Below are 13,461 nucleotides of genomic sequence, written 5' to 3'. Positions count from 1 at the left end.
CCAAGATCCGGTGTGATCGACGCCACTCCCATGGCGTCGGCTGCAACCTATGCCCGCTGCGGCATCGGCGTCAACGACTTCCCAGATCTGGCCCGGCGGCCCCGTGCAGCGACCAGTCGACGGCTGTCCCGCCCTGCTGCTCGAGCAGTGTGTTGACGGTGCTGAACGGCTTGGACCCGAAGAACCCCCGGTACGCCGAGAGTGGCGACGGGTGCGCCGACTCGATGGCCGGCACGTCCCCCAGCCACGGGCGGAGGCGCCGCGCGTCGTTCCCCCAGAGGATCGCGACGAGCGGTCCGCCGCGGCGCGCGAGGACGCGGATCGCGTGCTCGGTGACGCTCTCCCAGCCCTTGCCCTTGTGGCTGTTGGAGCGCCCGGGCTCGACCGTGAGCACCCTGTTGAGCAGCATCACGCCGCGGTCCGCCCAGGCAGACAGGTCGCCGTGGGGAGCGGGTGCGATGCCGAGGTCGGTCTGCAGCTCGGCGTAGATGTTGGCCAGGCTCGGCGGCAGCGGCTGCACCTCCTGCGGAACGGAGAAGGACAGCCCGACCGGGTGGTCCGGGTTCGGGTAGGGGTCCTGGCCCACGATGAGCACACGAACGTCCGCGAGCGGCCGCTGGAAGGCGCGCAGCACGCGATCGCCTGCCGGCTGGTAGCGCCGGCCGGCCGCGAGCTCGGCGCGCAGGAAGGCGCCCATGGCCTCGATCTGCGGCTCCACCGGGGCCAGTGCCTCGGCCCAGTCGCGCGCGACCAGGCCCTTCTCCACGAGTGCGTCGAGCGTGCTCACGCGCGCCAACCTAGCGCCGGCGGCTCAGCGCCGCGCCACCCTGGTCGCGTCAGGTGAGGACCTCGGCAGCCGCCCGCTGTCCCGCCCGCACGGCGCCGTCCATGTAGCCGGTCCAGTACGTCGAGGTCTCGGTGCCGGCCCAGTGCACGCGGCCGTGCGGCGTACGGATCGAGGAGCCGACGGTCGACAGCGTGCCGAGGCCCATCACCGCGACCGGCGCCCCGCGGGTCCACCGCTCATGGGTCCAGTCGTGCTCGGTGTAGTCGATCGGGCTGAGCGCCTGCTTGCCGAACATCCGCGCGAAGCCCTCGAGGACAGCCTGGCGCCGCGCATCGACCGAGAGCGTGCCGTACTGCGCCCACGTCGCACCGCCGACGAAGGCGAGCAGGATGCCGTGGCCGGTCGACGGCACGCAGTTGTCGAAGGCGGCCCGGACGGCGCCGGAGTCGCTGATGCCCATGCCTGACAGGCCGGCCTCGCGCCAGAAGGGCGTCGGGTAGACCGCGTCGCACTTCATCAGCCGGCCCATCCGCATCTGCTCGAGCAGCTGGCGGCGAGCGGTGGGCAGGCCCGGGTTCCACACGATGTCGAGGACGAGCGGCGGGGGAGCGGCGACGATGACGCGCCGGCAGGTGACCCGGCCGCGGGCGGTGTGCACCACGGCGTGGCTGTCGAGCTGGTCCACCTGGCTGACGGCGGCGTCGAGCGCCACGTGGTCGCCGAGCTGGCTGGCCAGCCGCAGCGGAAGGAGCTGCGAGCCGCCGACGAACCGTCGCTCCTGCGCGCCGTGGGCCGTGTCGGCGTTGCGGTCGAAGGTGCCGGGCGTCGTCTCGTTGCCGGAGCAGGCGATGTAGTGGAGGACGAAGAGCAGCGAGAGCTGGTCGGGGTCGGCGCCGAAGCCGGGCTGGGTCCAGCAGCGGATCAGGTTGGTGATGCCGGCCGCGTTGAGCGAGTGCGTCCTGATGTACGCCGCGAGCGTGGTCGCATCCCACTCCGCCGCGCGCGGGTGGGCCCAGGGGGCGGCGACGTCGAGCTGGGCGGCCCAGCTGTTGAGCGTCTGGAGCAGCAGGAGCGCGTCGAGCAGGATGGTCGGGTCCGGCGGGACGGTGCCGGTGTAGGTCTGGCGGCCGAGGAGCTTCGAGACGTAGACGTTCTTGCCGTCGACGTACTCCGGGAACGTCGCGACACCGAGCTCCGCCGCGAGCGCGGCGACGTGGTCCTGGGTCGGGCCGATGAACGCGCCGCCGGCCTCGATGGTGCCGCCGCTGGTCAGCTGGTGGTTGAGCAGGCGGCCGCCGACGCGGTCACGGGCCTCGACGACCAGCACCGAACGCCCCGCACGTGCCACGTCGCGGGCAGCCACGAGCCCGGAGAGGCCGCCGCCGATGACGACGGTGTCGACCGAGGCGGGCAGCGCGCCCTGCAGCGTCGCGGCGTTCGCCTCGGCGGTGAGGCCCTCGGTGGCCAGTGCGCCGAGCGTCAGGGCGGCGCCTCCGAGCAGGTGGCGGCGGCTGAGGTCGATCGGCATGGCGGCTCCTGTGGCAAACGTGAATGTGATTCAGGTTTGAGGGTAGGCTCCGGATGTGTCCCGTGTCACCCCTTCGCCCGACCTCGTCGCTCCGCGCCGGCGCGTGCCCACGCAGGCGCGCTCGCGCGCCCGGGTCGCGCTGATCCTCGACGCGGCCTCACGGGTCGTTGTCGAGCGCGGCGTCGACGAGCTGACGACGACGGCGGTCGCGCAGGAGGCGGGGATCCCCGTCGCCTCGATCTACCAGTACTTCCCCGACCGCGACGCCGTCCTCCTCGCGATCGTCGAGCGCGACACCGAGGAGATGGACGGCCAGATCCGCCTCGACCTGGCGGCGCACCAGCCGGCCTCCGTCGCGGAGCTGATCGAGACGGTGATGGGCTCGTTCCTCGCGGTCTATGCCCGCCGGCCGGCGTTCATGCGGATCTGGCTGCGCGGGCGCACCAACGCGGCCGTCCACGAGCACTGCATGCAGCACAACCGGAGCATCGCCGCCGAGCTCTTCCCCTACGCGACCGCCGTCGGCGTGATCGCGCCGGAGACCCCCGAGCGCGTCGGCGAGTTCGTCGTCGAGATGGGCGACCGGATGTTCCAGCTCGCCTTCGAGAGCGACCCCGACGGTGACCCGTTTCTCATCGCCGAGGGCCGCCGGCTGCTCACCCGCTACCTCGAGCCGTACGCCGCGCGCCGGGCATAGGAGCGAGGTGCGGCCCCGACCGCCCGTCCCGCGCGCGGCACTGGCCGCGCAAGGACCTCAATCGAGTGTGAGGCCGCGGCGGTGATCAAGCGGGATTGAGCACTTCGGTCGTGGCGATGCGGTGCGATCGTCGTGCGCAGGACCGGATCGGTTCGGCGCCAGGCTGCTAGGCCGTGGCGCCACCCGTCGCGAGCGCCTCGCGCGAGGCCACGGCGTACGCGGCGAGCCAGACGACGGCGGCCATGACCACACCGCGCAGGACGAGGGCGACCTCCGAGGTCCACGATGGCCCGGTGCCCGCGAGCTCCAGGGCCGCCGCGACGCAGAGGACGGCCACTCCGGCAATCGCGAAGCGCGCGATGCGGGTGCCGGCCGCGGAGCGCCACTCCTCGGGCACGGCGGCGGCGATCGCCGCCGCAGACCCGCGCAGCACGAGGCCGGTCGCCAGGATGCCGAGGACAACGAAGGCCGCGTCGTCGACGCCTCCGATGCGGAGAGCGCTGGCGGCGACGCCGAGGACGGCGCCCGTGCGGGCCAGGCGGAAGCTGTCGCGGGTGACTCCGTCGCCCCGGACCACCTCGTCGTCGGCCGCCTTCGCGAGCCACGCGACACCGACGAGCGCCACCACCCAGCCGGCCAGCGCAGCTGCCGGGAGGTCGGCGTACAGGGTGAAGGCGGAGCCGAGCACGACGCCCACGGCGAGGAGGAGGGGCGCGGTGCGGGGGTTCACTTGAGGGCCCGCGAGTTGGCGGAGGAGTGCCGGCGCTTGGGGTTGGCGCCGATGCCCATGCGGGACGTGCCGGCCGAGGCCCACTGGTCGAGCCAGGCGTCGATCAGTGGCCACGTGGTGGTGCGGGCGCGGCGGCCGGTGAGCATGCCGAGGTGGCCGCCCGGAACCGCCTCCCAGCGCACGGCGGGAGCCCCCTTCAGCATCGCGACGATCGGCCGGACCGCACCCAGCGGGGCGATGCCGTCGGTCTCGCCTCCCATGACCAGCACGGGCACCTTCACGTTGCGTACGTCGATCGCGTGGTCGCCGAGGTCGAGCCGGCCCGTGCGGAGCTCGTTGTTGCGGACCACGCGGTGGTAGAGCTGACCGAACGTGCGGCCGGGGTAGGCGATCATGTCGCGGCCGAAGGCGTCGACCGCCTCGAGCTGCGCGAGGAAGTCGGCGTCGTCGAGGTTCTGCGCGGTGACCAGCGGCTTGGTGAGCAGCTTGTCGACGGCGGAGAGCTGGAAGCCCCAGCGGACCAGCGCCTTCGGAGCGCCACCCGCGAGCTGGTAGCCCTTGGTGATCACCCGCAGCGCCTCGGGCATGTTGGCGTTGAGCAGCGGCCGGAACGGCGCGATGAGCGGGACCTTGCTGATGTCCCACGGGGAGCCGAGCGTCGTCAGGGACGCGACCGGCAGCTCGGGGTGGGCAGCCAGCGTCAGCACGGAGAAGATGCCGCCGAGGCTCCACGCGACCAGGTGGACGGGGCGGCGGCCGGTGTCGCGGTGGACCGCGTCGATCGCGGCAGGCAGGACCTCGTCGACCCAGTGCTCGAACCCGAGCGCACGGTCCTTGAACTTCACCTCGCCGTACTCCACGACGTACGTCGGGCGCCCGCGCGTGACGAGGTGCTCGACGAGGGAGCAGCCGCGGCGCAGGTCGTAGCAGCTCGACGGCGCCGCGAGCGGCATCACCAGCAGGACCGGGTCGCCGAACGGGTCGACGCCCTCGGCCGCGTCGTAGCGGAAGACGTAGCGGAGCGGCCCCTCGTCGATGAGGGTGCGGGGCATCGGCCGCAGGTCGGCCAGGCCGCCCTTGAGGACCTTGTGCGCCACGTTGCTCGCCGCTGAGGCGACCTGATCAGGCTTGGGGATCAGATCCATGCGCGGAAGACTATCGACATCAGGCGGGTGTGACGCTAGACACGGTGCATGAACTGGAAAGCACTGGTGGCGGTCGGGGCGGCGGGAGTCGGCGCTCTCGCGACGCGCGACCTCACGCAGAAGAGCCATGCGCTCAAGCGGAACTTCCCCGTCATCGCGAATGCCCGCTACTGGCTCGAGAGCATCGGTCCCGAGCTGCGCCAGTACATCGTCACGAACGACGACGAGGAGCGGCCGTTCAGCCGCGACCAGCGCCGCTGGGTCTACTCGTCGGCCAAGCTGCAGAACAACTACTTCGGCTTCGGCACCGGCAACGACGTCGAGAACACCAACGGCTACACGATCATCAAGCACCGGACCTTCTCCGACGTCGCTCCGTCCACGGCCATCCATGCCGGCGAGGAGGTGCCGATCCCGTCGGCGAAGGTGCTCGGCGGGCCGCGCGACCGCAAGCACGCCTTCCGGCCGAACTCCATCCTCAACATCTCCGCGATGAGCTTCGGCTCGCTGTCGGGCGCCGCGGTCGAGGCGCTCAACAAGGGCGCGAAGATCGCCGGCGTCCTCCACAACACGGGCGAGGGCGCCCTGTCCGACCACCACCGCCAGGGTGGCGACATCGTCTTCCAGATCGGCACGTCGTACTTCGGGTGCCGTGACGAGCAGGGCCGCTTCGACATCGAGCGGCTCAAGGAGGTCGTGCAGACCGCGCCGGTGAAGGCGATCGAGATCAAGCTCTCGCAGGGCGCGAAGCCGGGCCTCGGCGGCATGCTGCCGGCGGCGAAGATCAGTGAGGAGATCGCCGCCATCCGCGGCATCCCGATGGGCAAGGACTGCTCCAGCCCGTCGCGCCACACGGCGTTCAACGACGTCGACTCGATGCTCGACTTCGTCGAGATGGTGGCAGCCGAGACAGGCCTGCCGGTCGGCATCAAGTCGGCCGTCGGCCACATGGACTTCTGGCACCACCTGCTCGACAAGTCCGGCCCCGACCGCAACGTCGACTTCATCACGATCGACGGCGGCGAGGGCGGCACCGGCGCCGCCCCGCTCGTCTTCACCGACTCCGTGTCGCTGCCGTACCGGCTCGGCTTCACCAACGTCTACAAGCTGTACGCCGAGGCCGGCCGCACCGACGAGGTCACCTTCATCGGCTCGGCGAAGCTCGGCATCCCGGAGAACGCCATCGTCGCCTTCGCGCTCGGTGCCGACATGGTCAACACCGCCCGTGGCGCGATGCTCGCACTCGGCTGCATCCAGGCCCAGAAGTGCCACACCGACCACTGCCCGACCGGTGTCGCGACCCAGAATCCCTGGCTGACCCACGGCCTCGACCCGACCGACAAGTCGGTGCGCGTCGCGAACTACCTCAAGACGATGCGCCGGGACCTGCTCAAGGTCGCCGAGGCCTGCGGTGTCGCCCACCCCGGCCTGTTGTCGGTCCACGACATCGACATCGTCGACGGCGTCCACACCAAGCGCCCGCTCGACGAGGTGTACGGCTACCAGGCCGGCTGGGGACTGCCCTCCAAGATGATCCGCGACGAGATCGCCGAGATCATGCGCCCCCGGCTGCCCGAGGACACGAAGGCGCCGGGGAAGTAGGCGCTCCGGCGCGCTCCGGGCTGCGTCCGACACCGGTGGCGGTAGCGGAGGGCTTCGCCAGAGTGTGTTGGGCCTCTGCCCGCGGAGTCTCCCGAGGACCTGGAAGAGGCGGTGGACTTCTCGTCACCTGGTGACCAGAAGTCCACCGCTTCTTCTCCCGGCCGGCGGGGTCGGGACAAGCCGGAAAGAAAGGCCCCCTCGGTGGCACGAAGTCTCCGCCGTGTTGGTGCCGGCCGGCGTCGCGTCGCAACGCCGCGTGATCAAGAGCCGTGTCGGCGAGGCGTGGGTGGGGTGGGCGGAGCCGGGAGTCTGGCGCAGCCCAGCCCCCTCACTCAGATCGCAGGCCGCCGCACGCGCCGCCGGCTGGGAGGGCGGACAGCGTCGAGCTCCTCGAGGAAGCCGGTCGCCCAGCGGTCGACGTCGTGCTCGCGGACCGTCTTGCGCATCGCCTTCATCCGGCGCGTGAGCTCCTTCGGCTCGGCGTTGGCCGCCTCGACGATCGCGGCCTTCATGCCGTTGATGTCGTAGGGGTTGACCAGCCAGGCCTGGTTGAGCTCGTGCGCGGCGCCGGCGAACTCCGACAGCACGAGGGCGCCGTCGTTGTCGTAGCGGCAGGCGACGTACTCCTTGCAGACGAGGTTCATGCCGTCGCGGTACGGCGTGACGACCATGATGTCGGCGGCGCGGTAGAGCGCGGCCATCTCCTCGCGCGGGTACGACGAGTGGAGGTAGGAGATCGCCGGGTGCCCGATCTTGCCGAGGTCGCCGTTGACGCGGCCGACGAGCATGTCGATCTCGTCGCGCATCCGGCGGTACTCGTCGACGCGCTCGCGCGAGGGCGTGGCGACCTGCACGAAGACGGTGTCCTCGACGTCGAAGGTGCCGTCGGCGACCAGCTCGGCGTACGCGCGGAGGCGGGGGTAGATGCCCTTGGTGTAGTCGAGGCGGTCGACGCCGAGCAGGACCCGCTTCGGGTGGCCGAGCGCGGCACGGATCGACTCCGCGCGGCGGCTGACCTCGGGGGAGCGGGCCAGCTCCTCGAAGTCGGCCGCGTCGATCGAGATCGGGTACGCGGCGGCGCGGACCTGGCGGCCGTCGGGGAGCGTCACGAGGTCGCGGTGGGTCTTGTGGCCCACGCGCTGGCGCACGAGGCGCACGAAGTTCTGCGCGCCGCCGGGGAGGTGGAAGCCGACGATGTCGGCGCCGAGCAGCCCCTCGAGCACGGCGCGGCGCCACGGCAGCTGCGAGAAGAGCTCGGCGGGCGGGAACGGGATGTGGAGGAAGAAGCCGATGCGCAGGTCGGGCCGGAGCTCGCGGAGCATCCGCGGCACGAGCTGCAGCTGGTAGTCGTGCACCCACACCATCGCCCCCGGGGCGGCCACGGCGGCCGCGCGCTCGGCGAAGCGCTGGTTGACCTTCCGGTAGGCCTCCCACCACTCACGCTTGAAGAGCGGCTTGGCCACGACGTCGTGGTAGAGCGGCCAGAGCGTGCCGTTGGAGAAGCCCTCGTAGAACTCCTCGACCTCCTGCGCGCTCAGGGGCACCGGGACGAGCTGCATGCCGTCCTCGACGAACGGCGCGAGGTCGTCGTCGTCCTCCTGGGCGCCGCCGGGCCAGCCGATCCAGGCGCCGTCGTGGACCCGCATCACCGGCTCGAGGGCAGAGACGAGGCCTCCGGGCGAACGCCGCCAGCGCGGCGTGCCGTCGGGCTCGATGACCCGGTCGACAGGGAGTCGGTTGGCGACGATGACCAGGTCGGCATTTCCGTTGGCGGTCACGACACGAACCTAGCGGACGGCCCGAACGCCGCCCGGGAGGGTGCTCAGCGCAGGACCCACGCCTCGAGGTGGTGGTAGCCGCGCACCGACGCGGGCGGGATCCGGCGTACGGCGACGTCCTCGGGGAGGATGGCGCGCAGGGTGTCGTTGACGAGCACGGTCGCGGGACGGGCGAGCGAGGTGAGCCGGGCCGCGATGTTGACGGTCTCGCCGAAGACGTCGCCGAGCCGGGCGAGGACGGGGCCGTGGGCGAGTCCGGCCCGCACCTGCGGGAAGGCGGGGTCCTGCTCGTGGCGGGAGGTGAGCTCGCGACCGATGGCGATCGCGTCGTCGGGCTCGTCGGCGATGAAGAGGATCTCGTCGCCGATCGTCTTGACCACGCGTCCGCGGTGCGCGGTCACGACCTGGCTGGAGGTCTGCTCGAAGTGCTCGATGAGCGCAGCGAGCTCGGCCTGGCTGAGCTTGCGGCTGGTGCTGGTGAAGCCGACGATGTCGACGAACCCGACGCAGAGCTCGGCTCCCTCGACGGGTGCGCCCAGGAGCTCGCGGGCGGTGGCCCGTGCCAGGTGCCGGCGCCACGCGTAGTCGTGGAGCTGCTGCACGATCGGGATCAGGGCGCGGGTCGCCTCGGCAGCCTGCGCGGGAGGGAGCGTCGCGATCTCGGGGGAGAGGCCGGCCTCCCAGTCGGCGAGCCGCGAGAAGGTGCGCCCGAGCGTGCGGATGATCGCGATGTCGTCGGCCTGCGGGATGACGCCGGAACCGACGAGCGTCTGGATCACGCGGAGCGCCTCGAGGTCGTCGTCGGTGAAGTGGCGCTCGTCGTCGCGCGTGCCCGGGAAGCCGAGCGCACGCCACAGCTCCGACAGCCGCTCGATGGGGACGCCGGTCGCCTCGGCGACCTCGAGGCGGGTGTAGCGCGGGCCGTCGCCGAGCAGCACGGCCTCGACCGCGTCGTACGTCGCGGCGAGGTCGTGTGCTGCAGAAAGAGACGAGGCCGGGGGCTGATCGCCCCCGGCCTCGTCGAAGTCAGTGCTCAAGAGTCAGGAGTCTCCGAGACGCTCGGCGGTGGTGGTCTCCAGGGCTGCCTTGAAGGTAGCCGACTTGCCCATGAGCTCGGCGACCTTCTCGCTCGTGAAGTGGAGGACCTCGAGGTCGGTCACGGAGACGACGGACGCGCTGCGCAGGCGGTGGCCCACGATCGCGGACTCTCCCACGGTGTCGCCGGGGCCCAGGCGCGCGATCTCCTCGCGACCCTTCCGGACCGAGACCTCGCCGGAAAGGATGATGTACGCCTTGTCCGCCGGGGTCTTCTCCCAGATCAGGCCCCAGTGGGCGGGGATGTGCACGGCGGTGCCGGCGTCGGCCAGCATCGCGAGCTCATCGTCGGAAAGACTGGAGAAACGGTCGAGTGCTCGCAGTGCGGCAACCGTGTTCTTGTCGGTCACGGGCAGGGTCCTCTCGCGGAATGTGACGTACCTCCCACGGTGATCTTCCCTGCCGACACGGGTCCTGTCCAGCGAATGCGTCCCATTGGTCACAGTCGTTCACAGGTGTTTCGGACCACCTGCGGGCACGCCGTACAAGCGAATGACACGTGTGTGATTACGTGTCAGGATGGGCCGTGCCCGGTCAATACGGGCAGTAGCACGTTCCAAGCGCGAAGGGGTCGAGACGCATGGACGCCGCCGAGTCGGTCAACCACGGAGAAGGCACCGAGGGTGTCACGCTCACCGAGCGCGATCGCGCCATCCTCGAATTCGAGCGCCAGTGGTGGAAGTTCGCCGGGGCCAAGGAGCAGGCGGTCCGCGAGAAGTTCGACATGTCCTCCACGCGCTACTACCAGGTGCTCAACGCCCTGATCGACAAGCCGGAGGCCCTCGAGGCCGACCCGCTGCTGGTCCGTCGCCTGCGCCGCCTCCGTGCTGCCCGCCAGCGCCAGCGCTCGGCCCGCCGCCTCGGCTTCGAGCTCTGAGCATGGCCCGCCCCGGTTCCCGCAGGGTCCGCGACGAGCAGGGCGCCGCGGCCCCGTCGTTCGTCGTGGTCCTGAGCGTCGTCGCCGTCGCCATGGCCGGCATCGCCCTCATCGCCACGCACGATTCCGGCAGTGGCATGGAGCCGGTCTCCGCGCCCGACCCGACCACCTCGGTCTCGGTCCACCCGACGACCTCGGTCTCGCCGACCGCCTCCGTCGCTCCCAAGCCGGTGCAGCGCAACGAGGTCAACGTCGAGGTCTACAACACCTCCAGCATCAAGAAGCTCGCCGCCCGCACGGCCGCCGACGCCGCGACTCTCGGCTGGCAGGTGCTCGGCACCGACAACTGGCCCGGCAGCGTCCCCGCTCCGACGGTCTACTACGGCCCGCGCCTCGAGGAGGCCGCGAAGCTGCTCGGCAAGGACCTCGGCATCCGCCGGATCCGGCCGTCGGTCGACCCCATGAAGCCGGACCGCCTGACCGTCATCCTCGACCGCACGTACGTCGAGGGCTGAGCCCCGGGTGACGACCGCCACGGGTGCGTGACGCGTCCCGTGGTTGAGTAGGACCATGCGCTTCACCTCGCCGGACGCCATGCAGCGGTACGCCGCCCTGGCCCGGGTCGCGGCGCAGACCGTCGTCGGCCTTGACTTCGACGGCACGCTCGCGCCGATCGTCGAGGATCCCGAGAAGGCGCGGATCCACCCGCGTGGCCCCGGCGTGCTGCTGACGCTGGCCGCCCAGGTCCGCGGGGTCGTGATCGTGACCGGTCGCCCCGCGCGCCAGGTGGTCGCGCTCGGCTCGCTCGACGACGTCGGCACCTCCTTCTCCGACCAGGGCCGCGAGCTGCAGGTCTTCGGTCAGTACGGCAACGAGCGGTGGAGCTCGCGCGACCGCCGGGTGATCGGCCCGCGACCGCCGCAGGGCCTGGCGTCGTTCCTCGGCGAGCTGCCGCGCATCCTGCGTCGCTGCGACGCCTCCGACGCCTTCATCGAGGAGAAGGGGCTCGCGGTCGCGGTGCACACCCGCCGCCTGCCCAACGCCGACGCGGCGTTCCAGTTGCTGCTGCCGGAGCTCGCCATCTCGGCGCAGCGCCACGGCATGAAGGTCGAGCCGGGCCGGCACGTCATCGAGGTGCGCGCCCCGGGCGCCGACAAGGGCGACGTCGTCCGCAAGCTCGCGCGCGACCTCGGAGCCGGTGGCTTCTGCTTCGTCGGCGACGACCTCGGCGACCTCGATGCGTTCCACGCCGTCGCCGAGCTGCGCGAGGAGGGGCTGCCCACGCTGCTGGTCTGCTCGGCCTCCGACGAGGAGAGCGCGCTGGTGCCGCTGAGCGACGTCGTGGTCTCCGGTCCCGACGGGGTGCTGACCTTCCTGGCGAAGCTCGCCGCCGACGCAGCCGCATCCTGAAACCGATTGGCGCGCGGCTTCGGCGTACCCGTAGTCTTGTGCCTGCTCATCGAGAGGGACTGAGGGAACGGCCCGACGAAGTCCCGGCAACCGCCACGTACCCCCTGCTTCGGCAGTCGTGGAAACGGTGCTAATTCCGGCCCGCGGCGAAAGACGGCGTGGGGAAGATGAGAGGGAGGTTCCTCATGAGCGTTGTAGAGACTGCTGCTGAAACCGGCGTCCAGGCCCTGCGGGACGGCGCGTTCGGCCACGCCACCAACCTGTCGTGCCGCGAGTGTGGCCACAAGATCGACCTCGGCCCCTTCTATGCGTGTCCGGAGTGCTTCGGCCCGCTGGAGATCGCCTACGACTTCCCCGCGATCACGCGTGAGGAGATCGAGGCCGGCCCGGCCAACATCTGGCGCTACAAGGCGCTGCTGCCGGTCCCGTCGGACATCGAGCAGAGCCCCAACATGGAGCCCGGCTTCACCCGTCTGCTGAAGGCGCGCAACCTCGGTCGCGAGCTCGGCATCGACAACCTGTGGGTGAAGGACGACTCGACCAACCCCACCAACTCCTTCAAGGACCGCGTCGTCGCCTGTGCGCTCAGCGCCGCCACGGAGCTCCACGCGAAGGTCTTCGCGTGCCCCTCGACCGGCAACCTCGCGAACGCCGTCGCTGCCGCCGGCGCCCGCGCCGGCATCAAGACCATGGTCTTCATCCCGGCCAACCTGGAGAAGCCGAAGCAGGTCAACTCCGCGATCTACACCGACTCGCTGGTCGCCGTGAACGGCAACTACGACGACGTCAACAAGCTCGCCTCCGAGATCGCCGGCGAGGAGGAGGGCTGGGCGTTCGTCAACGTCAACGTCCGCCCCTACTACGCCGAGGGCTCCAAGACGCTGGGCTACGAGATCGCCGAGCAGCTCGGCTGGCGCCTGCCCGACCAGATCGTCATCCCGGTCGCCTCCGGCTCGCAGCTGACCAAGGTGCACAAGGCGTTCCAGGAGCTGATCAAGCTCGGCCTGGTCGAGGAGAAGCCCTACAAGGTCTTCGGCGCGCAGGCCACCGGCTGCTCGCCCGTCTCGGTCGCCTACAAGGCCGGCGTCGACGCGATCCGCCCGGTCAAGCCGGACACCATCGCCAAGTCGCTCGCCATCGGCAACCCGGCCGACGGCATCTACGTGCTCGACATCTGCCGCGAGACCGGCGGTGCCGTCGAGGACATCAGCGACGACGAGGTCCGTGACGCGATCGTCCTGCTCGCCCGCACCGAGGGCATCTTCACCGAGACCGCCGGCGGCACCACCGTCGGCGTGCTGAAGAAGCTCGTCGAGACCGGCCAGCTCGACACCTCGCTCGAGACCGTCGTCATCAACACCGGCCACGGCCTCAAGACCCTCGACGCGATCGCCGACCAGGTGGGCGCCGCGGCGACAATCGACCCGTCGTACGACGCCTTCAAGGCCTCCGGCCTCATCTGATCAGGAGCTAACAGCAGCCATGAGCGTTTCCGTCCGCATCCCCACCATCCTGCGCACCTACACGGGCGGTCAGTCCGAGGTCACCACCGAGGGCGCGACCCTCGCGGAGGTCCTCGACAACCTCGAGGCCAGCTACACCGGCATCAAGGCGCGCATCCTCGACGACAACGGCGACCTGCGCCGCTTCGTCAACGTCTACGTCGGCAACGAGGACGTCCGCTTCCTCGAGAACCTCGCGACCGCGACGCCCGACAACACCCAGATCTCGGTCATCCCCGCCGTCGCCGGCGGCTGCTGAACGCCCGAGCAACGCGTGGACGCGGCCACCCTGTCAGCCCGACAGCGTGGC

Annotated in this window: 14 protein-coding genes and 1 riboswitch; of the genes, 7 read left to right on the top strand and 7 right to left on the bottom strand. The window is 71.0% G+C overall.

The features are described from left to right. Window positions 1–70 precede the first annotated feature (70 nt). Window positions 71–787 carry a uracil-DNA glycosylase gene (locus IEX47_RS14225; RefSeq protein ID WP_188784675.1) on the bottom strand — a complete coding sequence of 239 codons (717 nt, stop codon included), beginning with the start codon at window positions 785–787 and terminating at the stop codon, window positions 71–73. Between the two features lie 49 nt (window positions 788–836). After that, window positions 837–2,315 (bottom strand): flavin monoamine oxidase family protein, encoded by a 1,479-nt coding sequence (locus IEX47_RS14220; protein WP_188784674.1) that lies wholly within the window; start codon window positions 2,313–2,315, stop codon window positions 837–839. A 55-nt stretch (window positions 2,316–2,370) separates the two neighbouring features. Between IEX47_RS14220 and IEX47_RS14215 the strand changes: the two genes are divergently transcribed. After that, window positions 2,371–3,012: a TetR/AcrR family transcriptional regulator gene (locus tag IEX47_RS14215; protein WP_188784673.1), complete on the top strand. Its 642-nt coding sequence runs from the start codon at window positions 2,371–2,373 to the stop codon at window positions 3,010–3,012. A gap of 166 nt (window positions 3,013–3,178) precedes the next feature. Here the strand turns inward: IEX47_RS14215 and IEX47_RS14210 are convergent, their stop codons facing one another. Together IEX47_RS14210 and IEX47_RS14205 are read right to left on the bottom strand one after the other, a co-directional pair. After that, on the bottom strand, window positions 3,179–3,742 hold the full coding sequence (locus IEX47_RS14210; protein ID WP_188784672.1) for a hypothetical protein: 564 nt from the start codon (window positions 3,740–3,742) through the stop codon (window positions 3,179–3,181). Next, window positions 3,739–4,887 carry an alpha/beta fold hydrolase gene (locus IEX47_RS14205; RefSeq protein ID WP_229662892.1) on the bottom strand — a complete coding sequence of 383 codons (1,149 nt, stop codon included), beginning with the start codon at window positions 4,885–4,887 and terminating at the stop codon, window positions 3,739–3,741. Before IEX47_RS14205 ends, IEX47_RS14210 begins: the two co-directional genes overlap by 4 nt. A 48-nt stretch (window positions 4,888–4,935) precedes the next feature. Between IEX47_RS14205 and IEX47_RS14200 the strand changes: the two genes are divergently transcribed. Then, window positions 4,936–6,489 carry an FMN-binding glutamate synthase family protein gene (locus IEX47_RS14200; RefSeq protein WP_188784671.1) on the top strand — a complete coding sequence of 518 codons (1,554 nt, stop codon included), beginning with the start codon at window positions 4,936–4,938 and terminating at the stop codon, window positions 6,487–6,489. Between the two features lie 332 nt (window positions 6,490–6,821). On the opposite strand, the gene IEX47_RS14195 is transcribed toward IEX47_RS14200, so the two are convergent. The 3 genes from IEX47_RS14195 to IEX47_RS14185 are packed head-to-tail and all read right to left on the bottom strand — an operon-like array spanning window position 6,822 to window position 9,712. Next, complete coding sequence (locus IEX47_RS14195) at window positions 6,822–8,267, bottom strand: alpha,alpha-trehalose-phosphate synthase (UDP-forming) (protein ID WP_188784670.1); 1,446 nt, start codon at window positions 8,265–8,267, stop codon at window positions 6,822–6,824. A 44-nt stretch (window positions 8,268–8,311) separates the two neighbouring features. Further along, a complete protein-coding gene (locus tag IEX47_RS14190) occupies window positions 8,312–9,304 on the bottom strand; it encodes an adenylate/guanylate cyclase domain-containing protein (RefSeq protein WP_188784669.1) in 993 nt (330 codons plus the stop codon). 3 nt (window positions 9,305–9,307) lie between these two features. Then, window positions 9,308–9,712, bottom strand: coding sequence for a Crp/Fnr family transcriptional regulator (locus IEX47_RS14185; protein ID WP_229662891.1), 405 nt, complete (start codon window positions 9,710–9,712; stop codon window positions 9,308–9,310). 230 nt (window positions 9,713–9,942) lie between these two features. Here IEX47_RS14185 and IEX47_RS14180 point away from each other — a divergent pair, with 230 nt between their 5' ends. From IEX47_RS14180 to IEX47_RS14160, 5 genes are all read left to right on the top strand, one after another. Next, complete coding sequence (locus tag IEX47_RS14180; RefSeq protein WP_188784668.1) at window positions 9,943–10,239, top strand: DUF3263 domain-containing protein; 297 nt, start codon at window positions 9,943–9,945, stop codon at window positions 10,237–10,239. A 2-nt stretch (window positions 10,240–10,241) separates the two neighbouring features. Beyond that, window positions 10,242–10,754 carry a LytR C-terminal domain-containing protein gene (locus tag IEX47_RS14175; RefSeq protein WP_188784667.1) on the top strand — a complete coding sequence of 171 codons (513 nt, stop codon included), beginning with the start codon at window positions 10,242–10,244 and terminating at the stop codon, window positions 10,752–10,754. Window positions 10,755–10,809: 55 nt separating this feature from the next. Continuing rightward, complete coding sequence (otsB, locus tag IEX47_RS14170) at window positions 10,810–11,649, top strand: trehalose-phosphatase (RefSeq protein WP_188784666.1); 840 nt, start codon at window positions 10,810–10,812, stop codon at window positions 11,647–11,649. 43 nt (window positions 11,650–11,692) lie between these two features. After that, window positions 11,693–11,823: riboswitch (SAM riboswitch) on the top strand. Between the two features lie 11 nt (window positions 11,824–11,834). Then, entirely contained in the window at window positions 11,835–13,112 is a 1,278-nt protein-coding gene (thrC, locus tag IEX47_RS14165) for a threonine synthase (protein WP_229662890.1), read from the top strand. Window positions 13,113–13,131: 19 nt separating this feature from the next. Further along, window positions 13,132–13,410 carry a MoaD/ThiS family protein gene (locus IEX47_RS14160; RefSeq protein WP_188784664.1) on the top strand — a complete coding sequence of 93 codons (279 nt, stop codon included), beginning with the start codon at window positions 13,132–13,134 and terminating at the stop codon, window positions 13,408–13,410. Window positions 13,411–13,461: the final 51 nt, after the last annotated feature.

This window comes from Nocardioides phosphati (genome assembly GCF_014646375.1).
Lineage (GTDB): Bacteria > Actinomycetota > Actinomycetes > Propionibacteriales > Nocardioidaceae > Nocardioides > Nocardioides phosphati.
Note: the sequence above shows the minus strand (reverse complement) of the source record. Positions and strands in the feature narration are given on the sequence as shown.